The organism is Streptococcus pasteurianus, assembly GCF_004843545.1.
GTDB classification, from domain to species: domain Bacteria; phylum Bacillota; class Bacilli; order Lactobacillales; family Streptococcaceae; genus Streptococcus; species Streptococcus pasteurianus.
In genome coordinates this window covers 410,329-436,335 of record NZ_CP039457.1, presented here as the reverse complement: position 1 = coordinate 436,335, position 26,007 = coordinate 410,329, and the positions used below count along the sequence as shown (strand labels likewise).

Below are 26,007 nucleotides of genomic sequence, written 5' to 3'. Positions count from 1 at the left end.
TTAGATTTCATCTATAGAAAGCTACTTTTAAGTTTATCATAAAATAAGCTTTTTCACAATTTAAAATTGTAAAGCGTTTTACTAAAATTTGTGTTATGATATTTACAAGGAACAAAAAAGGAGTGTACTATGTCTAAAAAAGAAGTTACTGTGGAAAGTTTTGAACTTGACCACACTATCGTTAAAGCCCCTTACGTCCGCCTTATTTCAGAAGAAGCTGGACCTCTAGGCGATGTTATTTCAAACTTTGATATTCGTCTTGTGCAACCTAACGAAAATGCTATTCCAACAGCTGGTTTACATACTATCGAACACTTGCTTGCTAAACTTATTCGTGAACGAATTGACGGAATGATTGACTGCTCTCCGTTTGGTTGCCGTACTGGTTTCCATTTGATTATGTGGGGGAAACACAATACAACTGAAATCGCCAAAGTTATCAAATCAAGTTTAGAAGAAATTGCCAACGTAACATCATGGGAAGATGTTCCAGGAACAACCATTGAATCTTGCGGCAACTATAAAGACCATAGCCTTTTTACCGCTAAAGAATGGGCAAAATTAATTTTAAAAGACGGTATTTCAGACGCCCCATTTGAACGTCATGTCATCTAAATATTAAAGTCAGCTTAGCTGGCTTTTTTAATAACAAAAGGCAAAGAGAAGCACTTCTCCTTGCCTTTTATTCATCGATTAATGGAACTGCATACCGCCATCAACAATGATTGTTTGACCTGTAATGTAATCAGAATCAGGTCCTGCTAAAAAGCTAACAGCTTTTGCAACGTCTTCTGGTTCTGACAAACGTTTTAAAGTGATGTCCTTTGCAAAAGTTTGCATTCCCCATTCATCATCTTTACCAGCATTTTTACCGACTTCATGCGCAATGTCAAACATCATTGGTGTTTTAACAATTCCAGGTGCGTAAGCATTTACTGTAATGCCATCCTTAGCTAAATCACGTGCTAAGGTTTGTGTGATGCCACGCACCGCAAATTTACTACCACCGTAAACAGTCAAGTTAGGATTACCAACAACACCTGCTTGTGAAGTTGCATTAATAATCTTACCACCGTGTCCTAATTTTTTGAACTCTGCCAAAGCTGCTTGGGCTCCCCAAATCGTACCTCCGACATTAATGGCAAAAGTACGTTCAAACACTTCCTCAGTAATCGTATCCAAAGGTGTCGTTGGAGCTACGCCAGCGTTATTAACCACAACTGATAAATCTCCAAAGTGTTCAACAACTTTTGCGAAAGCTTTTGCTACTTCGTCACGTTTTGACACATCTGCAACCACAGCAAAGGCATCTGTTGGAGAAATTTCCTGAACAGCCTTTTCAGCTGTTTCTTGATTGTAATCAAGGATTCCCACCTTAAAACCATCGTCATGCAGACGTTTTGCAATAGCAAAGCCAATTCCTTGGCCTGCACCTGTAACAATAGCGACTTTTACCATAATATCACCCCTTATCTTTAAGTTAACTTGATTATAGCGCTTACAATATTTTCTGTCAATTTTTTGAAACTTTTTTCAATCAGTTTTCATTACTTTTATTTATCAAATAAAAAATGCCCTCCGTAAGGAGAGAGCATTTTGTTTTTAATAATCAAGTGCATCCGAATTACCAGAAGCATTCCCAACAAAGTAACCTGTTTTACAGTTAATTGAGAAAAGGTATGTTCCGTCAGCCTTGAACATATTGTAGTAACCATTTCCATTAATGATATTAACTTTTTCAAGAATGTAATCATTTCCTGAGAAGTAACCACGTGATTGAGATGTTGCCACAATTTTATCAAGTACACCGTCCGCAAATGTCCAAGCAGAATTGCTTGAATCCGCAATCGCTGAATCACTATAAGGAACACGGCTCAAGCTACGTTGAAGTGTAGAAGCATCATAAGATGTGATACCATATCCACTAGCTCCAGAGACAGTTGGTGTTGTTGACGTATCAGATGATGATTGAGTTGCACTTTCTGTTTGGCTTGAGATACTTGCACTTGCTTCTTGACTGCTTGATGATGCCAAAGCAGCTAACTGATTCTTACCATCAGTAATCGCTGATTGCAACAATGTATCTAGATTAGCATTGCCTGTATTCAAAAGGTCACTTGATAAATTATCAAAGTTAGCATCAGATTTTACAGTTGCTGAAGCTTTTTCACCATTTACAATAACATTTGATTCAAATAAGGCATTGATTGTTTGGATAGCTGTAATTTGAGCTGCCAAAGTATCGTATTCTTTCTTAGCATCGTCATAGTAATCTGTGTCTTTCAAGTCATCAAGTTTTTCTTTTAATGATGAAATATTGTCAAATTCACTATTTTTCAATTTTGTTTTAGTATCATCTGTAAAGAAGGCTGCATAGGCATCGTCGAATGCCCTTTTCGCCTTTTTAGCTACTGCAGACGAACTAGATGATGTTGATTTCTTAGTTGTAGATGTTGATGAGCTAGCAACACTCGTGCTTGGTTCTTTAGTATAATTCAAACCGTAAGCCACAGCAAAAATAGCGACAACAAGAACCGCCAAGCCACCAATAATCACACGTTTATTTTTATAAGTTGGTTGCTCATCTGCCGTTTCAAGAGCAATAGCTTCACTGTTTTTGTCATCAGCAACCACAGCTGATGCAGCTTCTGGAGTTGGCTCTGAAACTGCTGAATCAGCATTTGGTATTTCAATACTAACATTTTCTTGCTGAATTGTTGAGTCGTTTTCAGATGCTACATCTTCTGATACTGGTACTTCTTGCGAAGTCTCTTGAGTGTCCTCAACTTTTTCTGCTTCAAAATCAACAGCTTTAGGCGTAGCTTCATTTTCTTTCAAAGCAGACTCACCAACAAGCCCGCTGTTGACCAATTCTGCACGTTGTTTCTTAATGAAATTGTCCAAAGCTTTGGTATCTAAATTGTCAAAGTCAGATAATTTAGCCTCAAACTTTTGTGATGTCACTTCGTCTCGGTGTTGTTTAATGTATTTATCCAAAACACCGTCAGACTCAGTCACTCCAGCTTTTAACTCAGAATCTTTCCGAACAGCTTCTCCAATGGTCATATTTTTTACATCTTCTAAATTAAGTCCTTCTTGTTCTTCAGAAGACGGCAATTCTTTCTTGTCTGACACGCTTGTTCACCTCTCTAAATCAGATTGTCTTTTTTATTAGGCTGTTTAACGCCGTATTTTACTTTTCTTGTGTTGGCGTGGTAACTAAACGTTTAACACGTTCGCCATAGAATTGGTACAAATCAACTCTTAGTGTACCGTTGTACAGTTTACGTTTTTTATCAGCCTGTGAACCATAGTTTTGTTCAAATTGTTCATCACTTGTTAGGATAAATTTACTCCATGTTTTTAGCGGAGCAAAAGTCTGTCCCATTTCATTATACAAGATGTCCACAGCTTTGTCATCCAGCAACCGTTCACCATAAGGGGGGTTAGACACGATAACACCGTTGATTTTATCAGTTTTTAAATCTTGAAGTCGCATTTGTTTCAATTTGATGACATCTGCAAGTCCAGCTTCCTCAGCATTCTTTTTCGCAATGTCAATCATGCGTCCGTCAATATCAAATCCAGAAATATCAAGTTCAATGTCATAATTAGCTTTTTCTTCAGCTTCATCACGAACTTGTTGAACCAAATCGGCGTCAACCCAATTCCATTCCTCAAAAGCAAAGTCACGATTAAAGCCTGGCGCAATGTTCATGCCAATCATAGCCGCCTCGATACAGAAGGTTCCCGAACCACATGTTGGGTCGATAAAAGGTTTATCTGGATACCAGTTTGACAACTCAATAATTGCTGCTGCCATATTTTCCTTAATCGGTGCCCCACCTTTTTCCACACGGTAACCGCGTTTGAAAAGACTTGCTCCTGTTGTATCAATCATAACTGTTGCTTTATCTTTTAAAATGGAAACTTCTATTCTAAACTCTGCCCCACTTTCTTGCAGCGGAATACCTTCTGGACGATGATAAACTTTTTGAAGTTTTTTAACAACAGCTTTTTTACTAATAGCTTGAACACTTGGCTCATTATGTAGTTTAGATTTCACACATTTTGCCTTTGAAATTGGAAACTTAGCACCAAGTGGTAAATAATTTTCCCAATTTAATTTGTAAACACCTTGAAATAACTCCTCAAAAGTACGAGCCGGAAATTCACCGACTACAATTTTAATACGGTCAGCTGCACGTAACCAAAGGTTGGTTGTCGCAATCGTTCTAACATCTCCTTGAAAGCGGACTTTTCCATTTTCGACTTGGCAGTCAATGCCTAAATCACGGATTTCACGCCCTACAACCGCTTCAAGTCCTGCTGCCGCTGTCGCTACTAAATTAAACGTTTTTTTCATTCATTAATTCCTATTTCATCAAATTCTTATCTATAAGTTTAACACGTTTTACTGGCTTTAAGCTAGTAAAAATCAATTAATTTTCAAACACCATTATTAGCCAATATCTAGTATTAAAATACAACCAAAAATAAAAGCTAGCCTAAGCTAGCTATATACCTATATGCAATTTTCTATAAGCCATGTTTTGTTCCAGAGATAACTAGGTCTTATCTCCTTCGATAATCATCTGTCTACTGTTTCCAGTCAGGATAGATTGTTCGGATTCCAACTATCCCATGCCCCTACCAAAGTTTGGGTTGCTAGCTTGAGGGGTTTACCGCGTTCCACTTCTTAGGTTTCCCTAAGAACTACGTCACTGTGGCACTTTCAGGGCTATTCAGACATATCCATAAAGAACTTAGCCTTTTTGCCCGCCGTAACATCAAAAAAGATGCCCCTAGGCTTATTGATTCACCTAGCACAAACACTACCGGCATCACAGCCAGTGCTAGCATGGACTTTCCTCATGGTATAAAAATACCACGCGATTATCCAAAAATTGCAATTTATAAACTCACTTTGACAAATTTCCAAAATAAGTTAAACACAAAATCAAAACAGCTTACTAACTGTCGTTAGTTAGGCTGTTTATTCAGTGATTTGTTTTCCAAATACTTCTTTTTCCAATCGGCTAATACGTTTCAAAATATCAATATTTGTTGCTGATTGAGCAACGCGTGTTTGTTGCTCTGCATTAACCGTATGTGAACCAACATAAGATGGTGTTGGCGCTGATTTTGGTTTTGAAGCGAGTTGTTGTTTTATTTTTTCATTTTCAGCGCGTAGTTCTTGAACCTGTGAAATATAACTTTCATAATCCTTGATGATGTCATCAAGGAATTCATCCACTTCTTTCTTATCATAGCCACGCATACTGGTTTTAAATTCTTGTTCAAAAATGTCCTTAGGACTGTAAATAATACTTGCCATTCTATCTCTCCAAACAAAACTATTCTAGTTAAAAGTAAGAATATGAAATCATCATATCAGGATATATGTTACAGAAAATTTAATGAAAAATCAAGCATTTACCTTTATTTCATTATTAAAATTTTATTACCATTCTTCTAAGAATTCATTAAGACGGTCAAAGGTCAGAAAATTAATCGGATAGTCCTCTTTTTCTTGCATCACTTGTAACAAATATTTTAAATTTGTTTCATTTTCACTATCGTAAAAAAGATAGGCTCCTTCTGTATTATCTACTAAAAATTGATTATAGTTTTTAAATTGACTTGGATTTTCATAACTTTTATAGGTATACTTGACAAAATCAACCTGCTTAAATTCACCTAATTTTACTTGGTTAGCTTCATTCCAATTTTGACCATGATTTTCAAAAGTAAAAATCGTTGCTATGCTAAACTCATACTCTTCATGCAATTCCTTGGCAACTTGTAAAGCCCAATATTCAAAACCAAGATTTCCCATAAAAATCAGCCAATCAATTCCTTCTTCAAAATAACGAATCAAATCATAGCGGATAGCTTTTTTTATAACACTAATGCGCTCATCCTTATCTTGAAAGATTCCTAATTCAAAACTCTTATAACCCGTCACGAGAATTGCAGCCATATTCTGTTTCCTTTCTAAAAATATGTTATAATAAGATTGCTTATATTGACTTAAGCATGAATGTTAGGAGTTCTATGGTTAATTACCCTCATCATCTTATTCGAAAACAAGCAGTTCCTGCTTCTAAAAAAGTGAAAAAATCAACGGTTAACTTTGCTAATCGTGGGATGAGTTTTGAAGCAGCAATTAATGAAACCAATAATTATTACTTGTCTCGTAATATTGCTGTCATTCATAAAAAACCAACACCGATTCAAATTGTTAAAGTTGATTATCCGAAAAGAAGCCGTGCCAAAATTGTAGAAGCGTATTTTCGACAAGCTTCCACGACCGATTATTCTGGTGTCTATAAAGGACGCTATATCGACTTTGAAGCCAAAGAAACGCGGCAAAAGACATCTATGCCATTAAAAAATTTCCACGCTCACCAGATTGAGCACATGGCAAATGTTTTAAAACAAGACGGCATCTGCTTTGTTCTACTTCATTTTTCGACACTTAAGGAAACTTATTTTCTACCTGCTAGTGCTCTAGTAGATTTTTACCAAATCAATCTCGGCACCAAATCCATGCCACTTGATTATATCAGAAAAAATGGTTATGTAGTGACAACAAGTTCACTACCTCAAGTTCCTTATTTAGATATTATTGATCAAAAAATTTTAGGCGGTGATCACAATTAAAAAGAAAATAACAAGAAAACAAAAGAAAACTAATCCTACTACTTCTTCAAGAAAAACAACTGCTCTTAAAGTCTTAAAATATGGCTTGATTGCAGGACTAACACTTATCATTGCAGCTGTTTTGGCTGGTGGCTCTCTCTTTGCTTACTATGTAAGTAGTGCCCCAAAATTGTCTGAAAGCAAGTTATCATCTACTAACTCCAGTTTAATTTACGATTCAAGCGGCAATTTGATTGCGGACCTTGGTTCTGAAAAACGTGAAAGTGTTACGGCTGATAATATTCCTTTGAATTTGGTAAATGCCATTACTTCTATTGAAGATAAACGTTTCTTCAAACACCGTGGTATTGATGTTTACCGTATTCTTGGAGCTGCTTTTAACAACTTCACTAGCTCGAGCACCCAAGGTGGATCCACACTTGACCAACAGCTGATTAAATTGGCTTACTTCTCAACGAGTGAATCCGACCAGACCTTAAAACGTAAGGCTCAAGAAGCTTGGCTTGCTCTCCAAATGGAACGCAAATATACTAAGGAAGAAATTTTAACTTTCTACATTAACAAGGTATATATGGGAAATGGCAACTACGGTATGCTTACCGCTGCTAAATCTTACTACGGTAAAGATTTGAAAGATTTGTCCATTGCCCAACTTGCCTTACTTGCAGGAATTCCTCAAGCTCCTAGTCAATATGACCCTTATACTAATCCAGACGCAGCACAAAGTCGTCGTGATATCGTTTTGGCAGAAATGTACGAGGACGGTAACATTACAAAAGGCGAATACGATACTGCAGTAGCAACTCCTGTTACAGACGGCTTACAAACACTCACGGAGACTTCAAGTTATGATGCTTACCTTGATAATTATATTAAGGAAGTTATCGAAGAAGTCAGCGATAAGACAGGTCAAGATATTTATTCAGCAGGACTCAAAGTCTATACAAACGTTGATACTGATGTCCAACAATATCTCTGGAATGTTTACAATACTGATTATTATGTCTCTTATCCAGATTCTGATCTTCAAGTTGCCTCAACTATCATTGATGTGACAAACGGTAATGTTATTGCTCAACTTGGCTCACGTAACCAAGATACTTCTGTCTCACTTGGTACAAACCAATCTGTTCTAACAGATAGGGACTGGGGTTCTACAATGAAACCTATTACTGATTATGCACCTGCTATTGAAAATGGTATTTACACAAGTACCGCAGCTACGACAAACGATAGTAAATATTACTGGCCAGGCACTTCTACTCAGATTTACAACTGGGACCGTCAATACTATGGTACAATGACCATTCAAACAGCGATTCAACAATCACGTAACGTACCTGCCGTTAAGGCTCTTGAAGCTGTTGGGTTAGATGCTGCTAAAGAATTCCTTGAGGGGCTAGGTATCTATTACCCTCAACTTTACTACTCAAACGCCATTTCAAGTTCTACTAGTGATTCTGATGAAAAATATGGCGCAAGTAGTGAAAAAATGGCTGCTGCCTATGCGGCATTTGCCAACGGTGGTATCTATTACGAACCTCAATATATTAATAAAATCGAGTTTAATGATGGTACTACTCAAACTTACAGTTCTTCTGGTACACGTGCCATGAAAGAAACAACAGCATATATGATGACATCAATGCTGAAAACTGTTTTAACTTACGGTACAGGTACTGAAGCTGCTATCTCTGGTGTTTACCAAGCTGGTAAGACTGGTACTTCTAACTATTCTGATGATGAATTAGAAGAAATTGAAGAATCAACTGGTATTTACAACAGCGTTGTTGGTACAATGGCTCCAGATGAACTCTTTGTTGGTTACACCACACAATACTCAATGGCAGTTTGGACAGGTTATAAAGATAGGATGACACCAATTTATGGTGATGGTTTGAATATCGCAGCTGATGTTTATAAAGCAATGCAAAGCTATCTAAATGAAAAATATGGTAGTGGCAGTAAAGACTTCACCGTACCAAGTGGTGTTTATACTAGCGGTAGCTATGTTTACCTAAGTGGTTCAAGTAATAACTACACTTACTCATCAACATCAAGTTCCGTTTACAGTAACATCTACGGTTCAAGTTCAACTTCCTCTGAAGAAGAGTCATCAACCGCTGAATCTACTAGTGAAAATAGTTCTTCAACCGAATCATCAAACGAAGCTGACAACAATTTAGATAATAGTAGCACAGAATCTAGTAATGATTAGCACAAAAAACTCTCTCTGAACGACCTGCACTCTGATCGTTAGACACGACATCTAACGATTGGAGTGCTTTTTGTATGACATTAAGTTATGAAGATAAGGTTCAACTCTATGAGTTACGCCAAAATGGAGAGTCGATTAACTCCTTATCAGAAAAGTTTAGTATTGTTAAGGCTTATATCAAATATATGTTTCGACTGATTGATCGGTATGGAATAGGTATCGTCTAGAAAAGGAAAAATATCTATTACTCTCCAGACTTAAAGCAGGAAATGATTGCTAAAGTTTTGTTTAAAGGTCAATCCCAAAAGCAACTAGCTCTTGATTATGCCTTACTCAATTATAGTCAGCTGGCAAAGTGGCTGGCACAATATAAGAAAAATGGGGGTACTATTGTTGAGAAAACTAGAGGGAGCCCACCAAAGATGGGGCGAAGCAAGGCTCAAAGAGCGACAAAAATCATTCAAGAATTAATTGATCACTTTTCTCTAGAAACTTTGCTTAAAATTCTTGATTTATCCCGTTCAACTGATTACTATCAAGTCAAACGACTAGTTCAAGAAGATAAGGATACAGAACTAAATTCTTTCACCAATGATTTGTCTAGATTTTTGAGGACAGTACAAAAACTGGAGGGAGTATTTTATTCTTATATGCAAAATGACATCAGCCAAACAGCTGATGTCATTCTTTTTATTTACTTGCAAGAGCTCCCATTGGATCCCATGGTGCAAGGACGATTGGTTCTGCTTCATAAGCTGCGCGTTCTTCTGCTGTCAAAAATTCTTTACGTACAACGATTTGGTAAGTAAATTCATCCATCCAAGCGTCTGAAGCGACAAAGTAACCTTTGTTACCAACTTTATCTCCCCATGAATTTTCAACTTTCCATTTAAGAGATTTGCCATTTTCGTCCAAATCAACACCTGTAAGCACCATAGCGTGTGTCATCAGACTTTCGCTGTAATCAAGACGTCCTGCTTTGTCTTGAGTGAAATTGATGTCCATAGCTGTTTCAAAATCATAAACGTTTGTCGCCATGATACCTTTTTGACGGTCTGAGATTTGGCCAACATCAGAACCAAACCAAACAGTTTCACCAGCTTGCATTTGAGCGATAGCCAATTCTTTGAAGCGTTCCATATCAAGGTTAAGGTAACGAACTTCACGGCTACCAACCACATTACCAAGCATTTCAACAGTGTAAGATTTGCCGTAAGGTTTATCGGCTGTTGGCGCATTGATAACTGATACGTATTCTGAAAGGTCTAAACCAACATATTTTTTGAAAAATTCTTGTGGTGTGATGTTTTTATCTGAATGATAATTGTTATCTTTGTCACGGTAAGCAAAGTCAATCGTGCGTGGTGGCAAACCAAGATTGATTGCTAAGAAATTAAAGACTTCTTGGAGAAGGGCTTCTTTTTTCGCTTGAACAGCTTTGTCATCAGCACCAGCTGCAATAGCTTCACGCAAAATTTGAGCGTCTTGACGCAATAATTTGTTAAGGTATTGGTTCAATTCGCGGCTGTTGCTTGATGAAATTGATTCTGGGTATGCTGCTTTTGGTACGACACCGTATTTTTCAAAAAGGGCAACAACCATATCCCATTGTCCACCGTCTTGTTGTGGCACATCAAACAAGAATTTTACTTTACGACTACCGAGTTCTTGATCTGCTGTTGCGATAACTTGTTCTAAGAACCAGTTTGATTTTTCGTATTTATCCCAGAAGAATGTGTGGGCTTGAGAAAGCTCAAAATTTTCCAAGTTCAAATCTGAAATCATTTTATGACGGAAAGTATTGAGTGCTGCAAACATCCAGCAACGACCTGATGCTTTTTGGTTGGCAACCTTATCTTTTGTCAAATCAATTGAAAAAGCGTGATCGTTTTCCATTTCACTTTGACGTGTTTCAAGTGATTTTAACAATCCATTGTGAGTTACAGCATTTTCAACAGCACGTAATTTGCTATCAGCTTGAAAATCAGCAAAGAGTTTTTCGGTAAATGTTGATGATAATTCTGACATAATTCCTCCTATATTATCGGTTGACAGTCATGTAATGTTTTCTGACTTAACCATACTTAACTAATATCCATTATATCGCTTATTAAGGAGATTGCAAGAATTTTTGATAAAAAATTCTGACATTTTTAAAGGAATTACAAGAGTATGTAACCTTTTGTGACAACTACAATTTCAGACTACTGTTTTTCAAAGAAAAAAGACCCAGCGGGTCTTTTGTTTTATTTCCAGAAATCATCAAATACTGTGATCGGTAAGTGACGTTTGTGTTCTGTTTTACGCCACCAATTTTCAATTTTTTCTTTGGCTTCTGATGAAACTGTTTTACCTTCAAGATAGTCATCAATATCATTATATGTGACACCTAAAGCAACTTCGTCTGCAATTCCTGGGCGATTTTCTTCCAAGTCAGCTGTTGGAATTTTTTCATAGATTGCAGGATCTGCACCGAGTTCTGCTAACAATTGTTTTCCTTGACGTTTGTTTAAACGATAAAGAGGAATAACATCAGCACCACCGTCACCAAATTTAGTGAAGAAGCCTGTGATGTTTTCAGCAGCGTGGTCAGTACCAATAACAGCTCCGCTATTTGCTCCAGCAACGGCATATTGTGTGATCATACGTTGGCGTGCTTTGATATTTCCTTTATTGAAATCTGAAACATCAATGCCAGCTTTTTCAAGTTCACGAACCTGTCCGTCAACACCTTCTTTGATATTAACGACAAGGCTAACATCTGGCTGGATGAATTTAAGAGCACGTTGAGCATCCTCTTCGTCAGCTTGGACGCCATACGGTAAACGTACAGCAACAAATTTGTAGCTATCATCGCCAGTTTCAGCACGTAGTTCTTCTACGGCAATTTGTGCCAAACGTCCTGCCAAGCTTGAATCTTGTCCACCAGAAATCCCTAAAACATAACTTTTAAGGAAAGAATGTTTTTTTAAATAATCTTTAAGAAAATCAACTGATACGCGAATTTCTTCTTTAGGGTCAATACTTGGTTTAACCCCTAATTCAGCAATGATTTTTTCTTGTAACGTCATTTAACTTCTCCTTTTTGTTGTGCTTCTTTTCGGATACGGTCAATAAGGTTCATTTTGTTTTGCCAAACTTCTTGTGACAAATCAACTGGGTAATCTTGTGGATTAAGCAGGCGTTTATATTCATCCCAAAGTTTGTCAAATTCTTTACGAGCATATTCTTGAATCTCGGAAAGAGATGGTAAGTTATAAACTAATTTCCCTTTGTCGAAAATATCAACAAGAAGTGGCACAGCCTCAAAATCTCTTACTATTTTATTGATATAAGTGTATGTTGGGTGAAACATGTAAACTTCGTCAAGTTTATTAACATCAGTGTCTGTGAAAGTGATGTAGTCACCTTCTGTTTTATTTCTTTCACGACTAGTAATACGCCACACTTGTTTTTTACCTGGTGTAGAGACTTTTTCGGCGTTATTTGACAACTTAATAGTATCTTGCATGACACCATTTTCATCTTCCATAGATACAATCTTATAAACTGCACCAAGTGCTGGTTGGTCGTAAGCTGTGATTAATTTTGTTCCAACACCCCAGACATCAATTTTGGACTTTTGCATTTTAAGGTTGAGAATGGTATTTTCATCCAAGTCATTTGAAGCGTAAATCTTAGCATTTGGATAGCCGGCAGCATCTAACTGTTTACGAATTTTTTTAGACAAATAAGCCATATCTCCTGAGTCAATACGAACACCAAGGAAATTAATCTTATCACCTAATTCGTTGGCAACGCGAATAGCTGCTGGAACACCAAGACGAAGAGTATCGTATGTATCAACTAAGAAAACACAATCTTTGTGAGTACCGGCATAAGCCATGAATGCTTCGTAATCATCGCCATAAGCTTGAACTAAAGCGTGTGCATGTGTTCCTGATACTGGGATGTCAAACATTTTACCAGCGCGAACATTTGAAGTGGCATTTGCACCACCAATAATAGCTGCACGTGTTCCCCAAATAGCTGCATCCATTTCTTGGGCACGACGACTACCGAATTCTAGCAAGGGCTCGTCCTCAATGACAGAGCGAATACGAGCAGCTTTTGTCGCAATCAATGTTTGGAAATTAATAATGTTAAGCAAAGCTGTTTCAACCAATTGACATTGGGCAAGCGGTCCTTCGACTTGAACGATTGGTTCATTAGCAAAAACCAAATCACCTTCTTTAGCTGAACGAATGGTTAATTCCAATTTGAAGTCTTTCAAATAAGCAATAAAATCAGCTGGATAACCTAAATCTTCTAGATAAGCAATGTCTGTTTCTGTAAAACGAAGATTTTCAAGGTATTCAACCATACGTTGCAAACCAGCAAAAACGGCATAGCCATTGGCGAATGGTTCTTTACGGAAAAAGATTTCAAAAACTGCATTCTTATTGTGAATGCCTTGATTAAAGTAAACTTGCATCATATTGATTTGATACAAATCTGTATGGAGAGTTAAACTATCATCTTGATACATGTGGTATCCCCTTTTTAAGAAATATGAGCCTTGATTAGTCTTGTTAAGACATTACCAGCCTCACAAGAATTTTTTGTTATCTCCAGCTCAAAGTTAATTTATCCCCCATATTATAGCACAATTACGACAGACTGACTAAAACTTTGTGAGGTTTTGCTCAAAGATTTGAAAAAAAGCTGATTTTCTGAAAATATTTTCACATTTTCTCACAAATCTAACAACTAATAAAAAAGCCTAAGATTTTCATCTCAGACTTTAGTGATGTGATTATGTCATATTTTCAATATATTGGTAAACGCCTTGTCCAGCAATAGCTCCGTCGCCAACAGCTGTCGCGATTTGGCGAAGTTCTTTTTGGCGAACATCTCCAATGGCAAAAATGCCTGCTTTTGGTGTCATCATGCGTTCATCTGTTATCACCCAACCAGCTTCATCTGTGATGCCAAGATCAGCTACCATACTTGTTACTGGGTTAACCCCAACGTAGATAAAAATACCACCAAATTCGTGTTCGCTAAGCTCACCAGTTTTAACATTTTCAACGGTTACACCAGAGACTTTAATATCAGTTCCTTTGATTTCTTTGACCACAGAATCCCAGATAAAGTTGATTTTGTCGTTAGCAAAAGCACGATCTTGCAAAATCTTTTGAGCACGCAATTCATCACGGCGATGAATAATCGTTACAGATTTGGCAAATTGTGTGAGGTAAACAGCTTCTTCGACTGCCGAATCCCCACCACCGACAACTAATAAATCTTGATTACGGAAGAAAGCACCGTCACAGACAGCACAGTAAGAAACGCCGCGGCTTGTGTATTCTTCTTCACCAGGTACATCAAGAGTGCGGTATTTAGCACCAGTCGCTAAAATAATTGTTTTTGCTTCATAGCTGGTATCCTCAGTAATGACACGTTTCACATCACCAGCATCCTCGATAGATTTCACAATACCGTAAATATTTTCAACACCAAACTTTTCAAGTGGCGCATGCATATTCATCGACAATTCTGGTCCTGAAATATGGTCATATCCTGGGTAATTTTCGATTTCTGAGGTATTATTCATTTGTCCACCAGGGGCTCCTTGTTCAATAATACCAACTTTCAAATTAGATCTAGCGGCATAAAGCCCTGCAGTCATACCAGCAGGACCTGAGCCGATAATTAATGTATCGTACATTTATTCACCTCAATATCTCGATTATTTCTTCATTGTAGCAATCAGGTATTAAAATTGCAATTATTACGCTTTGAACATTAATAAAATCGCCATAAATGCAAAGGACAAAACTGGGATAGTCATAATTGACATCATTAACACATCATATAAAAAAGCTTGGCGTTCTTTGACTGTTTTGTCCAACTTACGAACAGCACGCCAAAAATTCCAAATGATACCAACTAAAAAAACAAAAGCAATAGCTAATAGAAGTCCTTTGATATAAAGACTAAAAATTTCTAAAAACATACGTCACCTATACTTAAATCAATTTTTGCTTTATCACTCTAAAAAGAGCTGAAAAAGTCTCCCAGCTCTCATTATAACAAAAGTTAGTGGTTAAATATACGTTTTTGTATAGTTTGCGAAGAATTCTTTGGTTCTAGCTTCTTTTGGATGATTGAAAACATCATCTGGTTTACCAGCTTCAAGAATATGCCCCTTATCAAGGAATAAAACCTTGTCTGCCACTTGATAAACAAAGTTCATGTCATGGCTAACCAAAATCATTGTTTGCCCTGCTTTAGCGGCATCCGCAATTGATTTTTCAACTTCTCCAACAAGCTCTGGGTCAAGTGCTGATGTGGGTTCATCAAGCAAGAGGATATCTGGTTTCATTGCCAAAGCACGCGCCAAAGCCACCCGCTGTTTTTGCCCACCTGATAAATGACGTGGGTAATAGTTTTCACGGTCAGACAAACCAACCTTAGCTAATTCTTCTTTCGCAATTTTTGTCGCTTCACTATCTGGAAGCTTCTTGACAATTTTTAAGCCTTCTTTGACATTTTCAAGGGCTGTTCGGCGTTCAAAGAGATTAAATTGTTGGAAAACCATAGCTAATTTACGACGTAAAACAAGGACATCTTCCTTAGAAATCGTTTGAAAATCAACTTTGAAATCACCAATAGCAATACTACCAAAATCAGGTTTTTCTAAAAAATTTAGACTACGCAAGAAGGTTGATTTTCCTGCACCTGAAGCACCGACAAGAGCTAGAACTTCTCCCTTTTGAATATCAACATCCAAACCAGCTAAAACTTTTTGCCCTGAAAATTCTTTGGTTAAATTTGTAATTTTAATCATTAGCGAATATCTCCTGTCACTTCTTTTTGACTTGATTGAGGCGTATCGATATCCATTCGTTTTTCGATGAGACGACCGATTTGTTCAATAATAATACTGATTACCCAGTAAACAAGCGCAACTGAAATGTAACGTTCAAAATAACGATAATCCGAACCTCCTAAAATCTGCGCTTGGGCAAACATTTCAACAATACCTGCGTTAAATGCCAATGATGTTCCCTTCGTCAAGCCAATCAAGCTGTTAATCAACGTCGGCGTTGCAATGACAGCTGCATTTGGAATAATTACGCGACGGTAAACTTGAAAGGAGGTCATTCCCAAGCTACGCGCAGCTTCAATTTCTCCGATATTAACAGCTTGAATCGCAGCTCGAATGGTTTCGCTAGTGTATGCCGCTTCATTGAAAGCAAATGCAGTTACCGCAAAAACAGATGCTGGAATAGCATTGATATTCCAATCAAAACCGTATCTTATTTTGAGAAATTTCAAGAAAAGTGGGATACCGTAGTAAGTCAACATGAGTTGAACAAGGATAGGTGTTCCACGTAAAAAGCTAACAAAAACAGCTTGAATCGGATACAAAACCTTTGTGCGATTGATTTTCACGATAGCAAATAGTAAAGCTAACAACAAGCCAAATATCGCACCTGCTATTGTTAAGCCAAGCGTTGTTGGTAAACGTTCTATTAAAGACGGAATGGCATCAAAAACCGCTCGCCAACTGAATAATTGACCTTCTGGAATTTTTTCAACCAACTTATCATACCAAGACAAGCCAGCTGCTAATGTTGTTAAAGTCATATGAACTCCTTTTCTATTATCCTACACTATAACGATAGCCCTATCACCAATCCTTTTCTTTTTCATTTTTAATTGATTGTTGAAACGAAGTCACCACCAAAATATTGCTCGCTTAATTCAGCCAATGTGCCATCGTCTTTTAATTCTTTGATACGTTTATTGACAAATTTTTGTAGTTTGGTTCCTTCATCTGTATCCGCAAACAATAGGTACTCTAAACCATCTGTCGCGCCGCCAATATCATCTGTTACATTGGTCACTGTCAAATTGAAGCCTTGGTCCTCAACGAGATAATTCGATGAAATCGCATCATACAAAATAAAGTCGATTGTCCCATTTTCAATATGTTGCACACGTGTTGTCAATCCTGTTGAGCTAGAAGCGTAATTAATCTTAATCGGCTCTTTATCAGGATTTTCATCGTTCCATTTTTCTAAAACTTGAGCATAGTTAGAACCTGAAATCACTTCAGTTGATTTTCCAGATAAATCATCAAGACTATCATAACTTGTCCCTTCAGCACTTGTTATGGCATAGTTTGATTTAGAAATTGGGTCTGAGAAAAGGTACTTTTCAGCACGTTCTTCATTATAGTTAAAGTCATTTGCCGCAATTTGGTAACGGTCTGCATCTACTCCTGTTAAAATAGAATCAAACGCCGTTGTCACAAATTCAACTTTATATTTCTTGGAATCCTTAAAAATGGCTTTCACCACATCAATATCATAACCTTTAAAGGTGTCATTTTCTTTGTAAGTAAATGGTGCTGTATCTGAGTCTGTTGCCACTTTGATGACTGTTTTACCACTTGATTGTGATTGATTGGAACAAGCCGCCAGAGCTAGTGTCAGCATAACCAAGAAACCAAACGATAGTAATCTCCTCTTTTTCATTTGTCTTCCTCTTTTCTAATAATTCCTTTCCAGTCTATCAAACTTAGCCACACTTTCCCAATACATTTTTTCTATGGACTTGATAAGAAAAAACTATCAGGAAATAAATCACATTTCTTGACAAAGCTAACCAAGCGCTACTTGCTTAAAATAAAAATCCCGAAGTTATTTCGGGATTCTGTTTTCTAGAAAGTTTGTTTTCTTGCTTTACGTTCAGCACGTCCTTTGGCACGATTAGCGGCACGGCGTTCACGTTTGCGTTTTTCATCAACTTTCCATTGAATTTTTTTCTTGTAGCCTGGTTTAATTTTTTTCTTTTTCTTTTTAACCAGACCGATCATTTCAGTATCTAATTTTTGGTAAGATTTTTCGCGGTTAGCTCGACGGTCACGGTCGTAAGTATCTTGAAATTCACCGTTTTTAAGCATTTTAGGGACAAATTTAATCCCCATTTTTTCAAGTTCACGAATATCAGAATCGTCACTTGGTTTGTAAAGCGTAATAGCAATACCATTTAAATCATTACGTCCTGTACGTCCAACACGGTGCACAAAGAATGATAAATCTTGCGGAATAGCATCATTGATAACATGACTAACTCCTTCAATATCAATCCCACGCGCTGCCAAATCTGTCGCCACAATGTATTCGTATGACAGTTTTTTGATTTGGTTCATGGTGCGTTTACGTTCACGTGGAGGAATATCGCCGTGAATTTTTGCCACTTTCAATCCATTTGACACAAGATAGCTATGCAATTCATCTGCACGTTCTTTTGTGTTTACAAAAATCATGGCAAGATATGGATTTAGGGCTTTAGTGATTTCCAAGATTTGCGCATTTTTATCACGTCCCTTAGTTGAAACCAACCAATTATCGATTGTATCTGCGATAACAGTAGTTGTCTTGATTTTTTCCATGACTGGATTTGTCAAATATTTTTTCAAGAAGGGTTGCAATTTTTGTGGAATAGTCGCTGAGAAAACCAAAATTTGAACATCTTTTGGCAATGTCCCTGCAATCTTATCCACTGTATCAAGGAATCCCATATCAAGCGTCATATCAGCTTCATCAACAACAAAGGTATGAGCTTTATAAATTTCCAAATCACCTGATTTGACCAAATCATAGATACGACCAGGTGTACCAATGACGATGTGTGGCTGAGATGATTTCAATTTTTCAATTTGACGTAGTTTATCTGTACCACCAACGTAGTTTACCACACGAATTTCTGTTTCAGATTTTTCAGCAATTTGTTTGGTTGCTTGATAAATTTGCGTTGCCAACTCACGGCTTGGTGCTGTGATAACCACCTGAACATTATTACTGTTTTCATCTAATTTCTCAAAAATCGGCAACAAGAAAGTGTGTGTTTTTCCTGAACCAGTTTTAGATTCTCCAACCAAATCACGACCAGAACGCACAACAGGAATTAACTTTTGTTGTACTTCTGTCGGATTTGTGAATTTAAGCTCTGCAAGCGCCTCACGAATGTAGGGCTTAAAATTAAAATCATTAAAAGACATGCTTTACCTCAATTTCTTATCTCATCAAGTTTCACTTGAAAAGTTCTCTATATTTACTTATCGTTTAATCCCCAGCCAAAAACGACTAAGCGAATTTTTTCGTTCTCTTTTATTATATCATTAAAAGGGGGATTAAAGCAAAGTACACTGCGATTTAGAATCAAAAACGAGCTGAAAACCCAGCTCGTTCATTTATTAAAATGTGTAAAGTGCAATCAAGGTCAAAATACTTGCAATAGCGCCAACACTCCACAAAAAAGCATCAACTTTCCATTCTGACCATTTTTCTGATTTTCCTGTCAAACCACCAAGTTCCAAATGATGATGGAATGGTGTCATGCGGAAAATACGACGCCCTTCACCATATTTTTTCTTCGTGTATTTGAAATATGACACTTGAAGCATGACTGAACTTGTTTCAAAGACATAAACGATACCAATGATTAACAAAGTCCATTCTTGGCGAAGCGCAATGGAAATCGCTGCAAGCATTGCTCCTAAAGCCAAACTTCCCACATCACCCATAAAGATTTTGGCAGGTTTATGGTTAAAAACAAAGAAGCCAAACAAAGCACCAATCATTGTCACGATAATCAACAAGACATCAAATTGTCGTTGAGCAAAGGCGATGATACCATAGGCAACCAAGCTGATAGCAACTGAAATAGAAGCCAAACCGTCAATACCGTCTGTCAAATTAACGGCGTTTGAAAAACCAACAACCCAGAAAAGAACAAAGAAAACGTAAAGAATACCAAGATGAAGGTCAAAACCAAAGATATTTAAATCATCTGTTCCGCTTGGACGGACATGAACGAAGTAGAAAATCAAACCACCAATAATTTGCAAGCTCATTTTTTGCCAAGGTGTCAATCCTTCATTAATTTGTTTAAAGATCTTCAAAAAATCATCAAGAAAACCAATAATACCATAAATGAGAACCACCAAAAGAATGCCTGCCGTTGCTCCCATTGAAGCACCGTTTTGCTTTTCGATTAACAAGCTAAAAATGAGACTAACAAGGATTCCAACTGTTAGAAAAACTGTTCCTCCCATGGTTGGAGTACCAGCTTTAGCCAAATGTTGTTTGACATCCTCGTGCATTTGTTGCCCGCCGATTTTCTTGATTTGGTAAATACGGATAAAGTGGGGCATGGCAAATACTGTCAACGCAAAAGCGACAATACCTGCGATTAAACTTAAAAACATCTTAGTTTATTCTCCTAGAGTAATTGTAATTTTTTTAACACCGTCGATATCTGTTTCGGATTCGACACTTTGTTTCGTGACTGTTCCCGAATCAGAACCTTTAAAGGTTATCTTAATTCCAGTCCATTTAGCAAATTTTTCAACATTTTCTTTCGTCCAACCATACATATCTGGTACTGTTTCAAGATTACCCGTCCAAAGTAAGATTCGCTCGTTGGCAGAAAGATTGCTACCGACTTTCTTAGACATTTTCTTAATCTTGCTACCCGAACCAACAACAACTGGTTGTACAAGGTTATCACGAAGTTCTTGGGCTGTATCCCCTGGGTTTTCACCGATATAATCTTTTAGTGTATATTCGGTTTCTTTATCAGTTCCCGTTACTGCTGTACTAGTCAAAGTATCTTTAATCATCATCGCTCTTTCAAGCACAGGATTAATAACATCTTGCCAATACATAGCTCTGAATTGTTCTGATGGTTGTTGAAGCGTTACATACATAATAAATTCTGGATCATCTGATGGCACAATCGCAACAACTGAGTAAATGTAATCATTATCTCCTGTTAAGTACCCACCACCGTCTTCAGCCGAAGCGGCAATTTGGGCAGTACCAGATTTAACGGCGACGGAATAGTCACCAACTTGGATATATGGTTGACCTGTTGTGCCGTTATACAATGTACCATATTGTGAATCAGTACCAACGGTTACCATGTAATCAAGTGTTTGGTCAGCAGCATCTTCTGAAACAGGATTACCAACAACTTCTGATGTCGCTACACGTGTCGAATTAGTATTTGAATCGTAGATCTGACTAATGAATTGCGGCTCTAGCATGACACCACCATTAGAGATAGCTGTAAAGGCACGCAACATTTGTACTTGTGTGACACCAATACCTTGACCAAATGAACTCATGGCTACCGTTACTTCATTGTCAGAAGGTAGCAAACCGCTATCTTCATTTAGCATACCAAAACGTGTTGGATAACCAAATTTAAAACGCGAAAGATAAGTAAGCCACTTGTCATTACCCATTTTTTGTTCAAGGCTAGTCATGGCAACGTTACTTGACCAAGCAAAACCTTGGGCATAAGTTAAGTACTGAACCGAAGTCATTCCTTCATTAACATTCCAGTCATTGATTGTCGTATCAGCAACTGTGATACCATTGATTGTTGAAATAACCTCATTAGGATTGAAAACACCATCATCAATCGCTGAAGCAAGGGTCATAACTTTCATGGTTGACCCTGGTTCGTAATAGTTCTGATAGAGTAGGGTGTTCCAAGTTTTTAGATTGTCCTCACTATAGCCATCCAAGGTTTGCGCATTGTAAGTTGGACGTTGTGTCGTAGCTAAAATTTCACCTGTTTTTGCATTAACAACTGTGGCACTAGCATATGTTCCTTGGGCTTCATTTTGGAAGATATCCATTTGAGATTCCAAGTAAGATTGCAATGGTTCAGAAAGTGTTGTGTAAACATCTTTCCCATCGATAGCTTGTTTAACTGTTGTTTCGGTACCAAGTAACAGATTACCATTTTTATCTTTTTGATAAATCACTTTACCGTCTGTCCCTGACAAAATATCATCTAAAGCTGCTTCAAGACCTGATGTACCTACAAGACTCGATGTACCATCTTTGTTCTCTTTTAGTTGTGTCAAACCAAGGAATTGTGAAGCAAAAACACCATTTGGATACATGCGTCCAGGTGTTGAAGTGAAACCAATTCCTTTAATGCCAGCTTCGTCCATAGCTGTTTCAATAGCTAATTTTGTACTATATGACAACCCAGAACCTGAACTTCCGAAAGAAACTTGGAAAAGCCCATCTTGTTTAAGCTGACTGAGCACTTCATTTTTGTCAATTCCAAGCTTTTCATTTAAAATCTCTGCCACTTTCTCATACTGAGATTTTTTGACATATAGTTTTTCGCCTGTTGATGAAACATAAGATGTTGAAATAATAGCATAGATACTGTAGGTTGTTGAATCCTCTGCAAGAGCAACACCATTACGGTCATAAATCGTACCACGTTTAGCCTGAACAGTCACTTCTTTCTGATAAACTTCTGACGCTTCTGTTGACAAATTGTGTCCGAACTTTGTATCTGTCCCAATAATAATAGCAAAATTGATAACAAACACAAAGAAAAGGAAGACTGCCAGAATCATCAAATTCTGACCAACACGCTCACGGTTTTTGTTGGGCGTTCGTCTATCCTTTACCACATAGTCTAAAAAACGGTTTATTAATTTCTTCATAGACTATTTTTACTCCACCTGTTTAATATTATCCTGTTGGCTGGTCAAGCCTGCATTTCCTGCTATTTGTTCAATACGGTCACGACTTGTCAATTCGTTAACCTCTTGTTTAGCATTATCATAATCTGTCTGCATATCACTTATCTGACTATTGAGATTTGTGATTTCTTGTTGCACTTGTAGATTACGACTCTGTAGGTAAATAATACTAACAGCCATAGTAATAGCCGTCAAAATAATAGCACCATAAAAAACTTTTTCAATTCTCGAAAATTTTCTAATCCGTCTTTTAAGAGCATTAGAAATAGCTTCGTTACGATGTTTATCTGTCATAATTATTTACGAACCTTTCTAGCCACACGGAGCTTGGCTGAGTGAGAACGATTATTGACTTCTAACTCTTCTTCGCTTGGTAAAATAGGTTTTCGATTAACCAAAGTAAGCTTAGGTTGCATATCCTCAGGAATAAAAGGCAACCCTTTCGGCACATCTACAGTAGAAGCCTCTTTGAATAATTGTTTTGTCAAACGGTCTTCCAAAGAATGGAAAGTAATCACTGAAATACGCCCATCAACTGCCAATAGCTCAATAGCTTGTTGAATAGACTCATCTGCCGCACCGAGTTCATCATTAACTTCAATACGAACGGCTTGGAAAATCTGCTTCGCAGGATGTCCTTTTTTCTTGAGTTCCTTAGCAGGCTTAGCAGATTTAATGATTTCTGCTAATTCTGTCGTTGTCTCAATCGGCTTAACTGTTCTCGCTTGCTCAATTTTACGTGCAATTTGTTTTGAGAATTTGTCCTCGCCATACTTGAAAAAAATACGAACCAAGTCATGATAATCATAAGTATTAACCACGTCATAAGCTGACAAGTCTTGGTCACGATTCATACGCATATCGAGCGAAGCATCTTTTTTATAAGAAAAACCACGCTCACGTTCATCTAATTGCGGACTAGATACTCCAAGGTCATATAAAATACCGTCAATCTCAGTTACTCCATGCATGGCTAAATTTGAAGCAAGATTACGGAAATTGTCCTTGATAAAAGTAACTTGTCCTTTTTCAATATAGTCTTTTAAACGAATTTGTGCATTATCAATAGCCGTCTGGTCTTGGTCAAACGCGTAAAGATGACCAGTCGGTCCAAGCTTAGAAAGTAAGTACTCACTGTGCCCTGCCCCACCAAGCGTTGCATCTACATAGATGCCATCAGGCTTGATATCAAGCATATCAACGGTTTCATGTAGAAGCACTGTAATATGATGAAAATCTGTTGTCATACCTTTCATTATATCATAAATTACAAGATTCTTCCTTAAAACCTCTACAAGAAATACAAAAACCAAAAGCTGATAATATCAAGCTTTTGGTGATATTTTTTATTGTAAAGGCTGCCATCTGCATAAGGACAAGCAGTAAGCAAAAATCAATTATTCTCGAATTTGTCCTTTACCATTAATGTAAAATTTTGTACTTGTCAAAGCTTCCAAGCCCATTGGACCACGCGCATGCATTTTTTGCGTTGAAATACCAATTTCTGCACCCAATCCAAAGACAAAACCGTCTGTGAAGCGTGTTGAGGCATTGACATAAACCGCAGCCGCATCCACTTCATCTTGGAAACGTTCCGCGTGTTCAAGCTCTTTGGTGATAATCGCTTCTGAATGATGAGTCGTGTAACGATTCACCCAATCAATAGCATCATCAACAGAATCAACCACTTTGACAGACATGACATAATCTAAAAATTCTGTACCGTAATCCTCATCTGTTGCGGCTACTGCATTTTTGAAAATAGCTAGCGCTTTATCATCTGCACGAAATTCAACAGCATGAACTTTCGCAATTGCTTCTTCTAACTGTGGTAAGAATGTTTTTGCTACCGCTTTGTGAACAAGCAAGCTTTCTGCAGCATTACAAACACTTGGACGTTGCGTTTTAGCATTAATCACAATCTTCGTTGCTATATCAAGGTCAGCCGAATCATCAACGTAAATGTGAACATTTCCGACACCTGTTTCAATAACAGGAACTTTTGATTTTTCTTTGACCGTTTGAATTAAACGAGCTCCGCCACGTGGAATAAGAACATCAACATAATCAACAGCTTGCATTAATTCTTCAGCAACGGCATGACTAGTATCCTCAACAAGCTGAATGACGTTTTCATTTACACCTGCTTTAGCAAGAGTTTTTCGGATAACCGTCACAAGGGCTGCATTAGAATGAATGGCATCGCGACCACCACGCAAAATAATAGCATTACTTGTTTTAAAAGCAAGGCTGAAAGCATCAACAGATACATTTGGACGGCTTTCAAAAATCATGGCAATCACGCCAAGTGGTACACGTTTTTGAACGATTTTCAAGCCATCAAGATTGGTATAACCACGGACAACCTGACCAATCGGGTCTTGCAAATCCGCAACTTGACGGACGCCCTCAACAATCCCCTCAATACGCTTAGCATCTAGGCGCAAACGGTCAACCATAACAGGCGAAATACCATTTTTTTGTGCTTGGTCAACATCACGTGCATTTTCAGCCAAAATATAGTCTGTCTCTGCAAGCAAAGCATCCGCAACTTGTCCTAAAATCTGATTTTTTTCAGCAGTTCCAAGCTTTACCAGACTTCGGCTAGCTACTTTAGCATTTTTACCTAATTCATCAATATAGCCCATCTTTGGTCCTCCTTTTAGTTCACTTGTGAAAACCACGTTCCAATATTAGCACCTTCTAAAACTTTTAAAATATCACGCGGATTTGCACCGTTCATCAAAATCATCTGACTGTTATTGTCAAAAATCATTTGAGCACTCTTAATCTTGCTGAGCATGCCTCCCGTGCCAAATTTACTTCCAGCACCGCCCGCTGATTTAATGATTTCGTCCGTAATTTCAGTAACGTGTTCGCGAAGTTTGGCATCATCATAGATATTTGGATTTTTATCGTAAAGTCCGTCAATATCTGATAACATAATTAACAAATCTGCTTTGGTTACCTTGGCTACAATCGCTGAAAGTCGGTCATTATCACCAAATTTTGTCGTATGGTCCATTTCATCAACGCTAATAGCATCGTTTTCGTTAACAATTGGCACAATTCCCATTGTTAATAACATTTCAAAGGCATTAGTGAAATTTTCTAAGCTTTCAGGATATTCAATAACATCACGTGTAATCAACAGCTGACTAACTTCTGTCTGATAGTGCGAAAAGATTTGAGAATAAAGGCTCATCATAGCAACCTGCCCAACACTTGACACCGCCTGTTGACGTGCAATTTCTGTCGGACGTTTGTCCATATTTAACACATTGAGCCCAAATCCCATGGCACCAGATGACACCAAAATAACATCTTTTCCTTTATTCATCAAGCTAGAGATAACAAAAGCTAGTTGGTCAATTTTTTCAAGATTAATTTTGCCATTTGGCATGACAAGCGAGCTTGTCCCAATTTTTATAACAATTCGATTAACAGTTTCAAAATTTCGTTTCATATGCCTATTATACACTAAAAAAACAGTCCGAGGAACTGTTTTTATTAGCTTTATTACGAAATCAATGGGATTTTTAACACA

At 37.5% G+C, this 26,007-nt stretch carries 23 protein-coding genes, 1 other RNA gene and 1 pseudogene; 4 read left to right on the top strand and 21 right to left on the bottom strand.

Annotation, left to right across the window (positions count from 1 at the left end; all coding sequences use genetic code 11):
* The first annotated feature begins 129 nt into the window (after positions 1-129).
* The gene (locus tag E8M05_RS02445) at positions 130-615 is read left to right on the top strand and encodes an S-ribosylhomocysteine lyase (RefSeq protein WP_117479654.1); all 486 of its coding nucleotides are present in this window, start codon (positions 130-132) and stop codon (positions 613-615) included.
* 78 nt (positions 616-693) lie between these two features.
* On the opposite strand, the gene E8M05_RS02440 is transcribed toward E8M05_RS02445, so the two are convergent.
* From E8M05_RS02440 to E8M05_RS02415, 6 genes are all read right to left on the bottom strand, one after another.
* Positions 694-1,458: a (S)-acetoin forming diacetyl reductase gene (locus E8M05_RS02440; RefSeq protein ID WP_003063521.1), complete on the bottom strand. Its 765-nt coding sequence runs from the start codon at positions 1,456-1,458 to the stop codon at positions 694-696.
* A 144-nt stretch (positions 1,459-1,602) separates the two neighbouring features.
* Positions 1,603-3,135 (bottom strand): cell division site-positioning protein MapZ family protein, encoded by a 1,533-nt coding sequence (locus E8M05_RS02435; RefSeq protein ID WP_048791285.1) that lies wholly within the window; start codon positions 3,133-3,135, stop codon positions 1,603-1,605.
* Between the two features lie 58 nt (positions 3,136-3,193).
* The gene (locus E8M05_RS02430) at positions 3,194-4,366 is read right to left on the bottom strand and encodes a THUMP domain-containing class I SAM-dependent RNA methyltransferase (RefSeq protein ID WP_003063519.1); all 1,173 of its coding nucleotides are present in this window, start codon (positions 4,364-4,366) and stop codon (positions 3,194-3,196) included.
* 171 nt (positions 4,367-4,537) lie between these two features.
* An RNA gene (gene rnpB, locus E8M05_RS02425) (RNase P RNA component class B) lies at positions 4,538-4,908 on the bottom strand.
* Positions 4,909-4,996: 88 nt separating this feature from the next.
* Positions 4,997-5,338 (bottom strand): cell division regulator GpsB, encoded by a 342-nt coding sequence (gpsB, locus tag E8M05_RS02420; RefSeq protein WP_003063518.1) that lies wholly within the window; start codon positions 5,336-5,338, stop codon positions 4,997-4,999.
* Positions 5,339-5,464: 126 nt separating this feature from the next.
* Positions 5,465-5,983, bottom strand: a complete 519-nt coding sequence (locus E8M05_RS02415) for an SLOG family protein (protein WP_117479656.1) — start codon at positions 5,981-5,983, stop codon at positions 5,465-5,467.
* Between the two features lie 74 nt (positions 5,984-6,057).
* Between E8M05_RS02415 and recU the strand changes: the two genes are divergently transcribed.
* From recU to E8M05_RS11925, 3 genes and pseudogenes are all read left to right on the top strand, one after another.
* Positions 6,058-6,666 (top strand): Holliday junction resolvase RecU, encoded by a 609-nt coding sequence (recU, locus tag E8M05_RS02410; RefSeq protein ID WP_003063516.1) that lies wholly within the window; start codon positions 6,058-6,060, stop codon positions 6,664-6,666.
* Complete coding sequence (pbp1a, locus tag E8M05_RS02405; protein WP_117479658.1) at positions 6,653-8,884, top strand: penicillin-binding protein PBP1A; 2,232 nt, start codon at positions 6,653-6,655, stop codon at positions 8,882-8,884. The genes recU and pbp1a overlap by 14 nt, the downstream gene beginning before the upstream one ends.
* A 74-nt stretch (positions 8,885-8,958) precedes the next feature.
* Positions 8,959-9,321: pseudogene (locus tag E8M05_RS11925) on the top strand (transposase); the annotation flags it as partial.
* 253 nt (positions 9,322-9,574) lie between these two features.
* Here E8M05_RS11925 and pepC read toward each other — a convergent pair.
* The 15 genes from pepC to proB form a co-directional block, all read right to left on the bottom strand.
* Positions 9,575-10,912 (bottom strand): aminopeptidase C, encoded by a 1,338-nt coding sequence (gene pepC / locus E8M05_RS02395; RefSeq protein WP_117479660.1) that lies wholly within the window; start codon positions 10,910-10,912, stop codon positions 9,575-9,577.
* A 218-nt stretch (positions 10,913-11,130) separates the two neighbouring features.
* Positions 11,131-11,955, bottom strand: a complete 825-nt coding sequence (gene nadE / locus E8M05_RS02390) for an ammonia-dependent NAD(+) synthetase (protein WP_003063511.1) — start codon at positions 11,953-11,955, stop codon at positions 11,131-11,133.
* On the bottom strand, positions 11,952-13,412 hold the full coding sequence (locus E8M05_RS02385) for a nicotinate phosphoribosyltransferase (RefSeq protein ID WP_003063509.1): 1,461 nt from the start codon (positions 13,410-13,412) through the stop codon (positions 11,952-11,954). Before E8M05_RS02385 ends, nadE begins: the two co-directional genes overlap by 4 nt.
* 267 nt (positions 13,413-13,679) lie before the next feature.
* A complete protein-coding gene (trxB, locus tag E8M05_RS02380; RefSeq protein ID WP_003063507.1) occupies positions 13,680-14,594 on the bottom strand; it encodes a thioredoxin-disulfide reductase in 915 nt (304 codons plus the stop codon).
* 63 nt (positions 14,595-14,657) lie between these two features.
* Positions 14,658-14,882 carry a DUF4059 family protein gene (locus tag E8M05_RS02375; RefSeq protein WP_013851515.1) on the bottom strand — a complete coding sequence of 75 codons (225 nt, stop codon included), beginning with the start codon at positions 14,880-14,882 and terminating at the stop codon, positions 14,658-14,660.
* Positions 14,883-14,972: 90 nt separating this feature from the next.
* Positions 14,973-15,716, bottom strand: coding sequence for an amino acid ABC transporter ATP-binding protein (locus tag E8M05_RS02370; RefSeq protein WP_058692756.1), 744 nt, complete (start codon positions 15,714-15,716; stop codon positions 14,973-14,975).
* Positions 15,716-16,519, bottom strand: coding sequence for an amino acid ABC transporter permease (locus tag E8M05_RS02365; RefSeq protein ID WP_003063501.1), 804 nt, complete (start codon positions 16,517-16,519; stop codon positions 15,716-15,718). The genes E8M05_RS02370 and E8M05_RS02365 overlap by 1 nt, the downstream gene beginning before the upstream one ends.
* A 68-nt stretch (positions 16,520-16,587) precedes the next feature.
* Positions 16,588-17,412 carry a transporter substrate-binding domain-containing protein gene (locus E8M05_RS02360; protein ID WP_003063499.1) on the bottom strand — a complete coding sequence of 275 codons (825 nt, stop codon included), beginning with the start codon at positions 17,410-17,412 and terminating at the stop codon, positions 16,588-16,590.
* 185 nt (positions 17,413-17,597) lie between these two features.
* Positions 17,598-18,941, bottom strand: coding sequence for a DEAD/DEAH box helicase (locus E8M05_RS02355; RefSeq protein ID WP_003063497.1), 1,344 nt, complete (start codon positions 18,939-18,941; stop codon positions 17,598-17,600).
* A gap of 195 nt (positions 18,942-19,136) precedes the next feature.
* Positions 19,137-20,150, bottom strand: a complete 1,014-nt coding sequence (gene mraY / locus E8M05_RS02350; protein WP_013851512.1) for a phospho-N-acetylmuramoyl-pentapeptide-transferase — start codon at positions 20,148-20,150, stop codon at positions 19,137-19,139.
* A gap of 6 nt (positions 20,151-20,156) precedes the next feature.
* Positions 20,157-22,421, bottom strand: a complete 2,265-nt coding sequence (gene pbp2x / locus E8M05_RS02345; RefSeq protein ID WP_136596401.1) for a penicillin-binding protein PBP2X — start codon at positions 22,419-22,421, stop codon at positions 20,157-20,159.
* Between the two features lie 9 nt (positions 22,422-22,430).
* Entirely contained in the window at positions 22,431-22,754 is a 324-nt protein-coding gene (gene ftsL, locus E8M05_RS02340) for a cell division protein FtsL (protein WP_003063491.1), read from the bottom strand.
* Between the two features lie 2 nt (positions 22,755-22,756).
* On the bottom strand, positions 22,757-23,707 hold the full coding sequence (gene rsmH, locus E8M05_RS02335) for a 16S rRNA (cytosine(1402)-N(4))-methyltransferase RsmH (RefSeq protein WP_287550911.1): 951 nt from the start codon (positions 23,705-23,707) through the stop codon (positions 22,757-22,759).
* 150 nt (positions 23,708-23,857) lie between these two features.
* Positions 23,858-25,108: a glutamate-5-semialdehyde dehydrogenase gene (locus E8M05_RS02330; protein ID WP_069789212.1), complete on the bottom strand. Its 1,251-nt coding sequence runs from the start codon at positions 25,106-25,108 to the stop codon at positions 23,858-23,860.
* 14 nt (positions 25,109-25,122) lie between these two features.
* The gene (gene proB, locus E8M05_RS02325) at positions 25,123-25,926 is read right to left on the bottom strand and encodes a glutamate 5-kinase (protein ID WP_013851508.1); all 804 of its coding nucleotides are present in this window, start codon (positions 25,924-25,926) and stop codon (positions 25,123-25,125) included.
* Between the last annotated feature and the right edge of the window lie 81 nt (positions 25,927-26,007).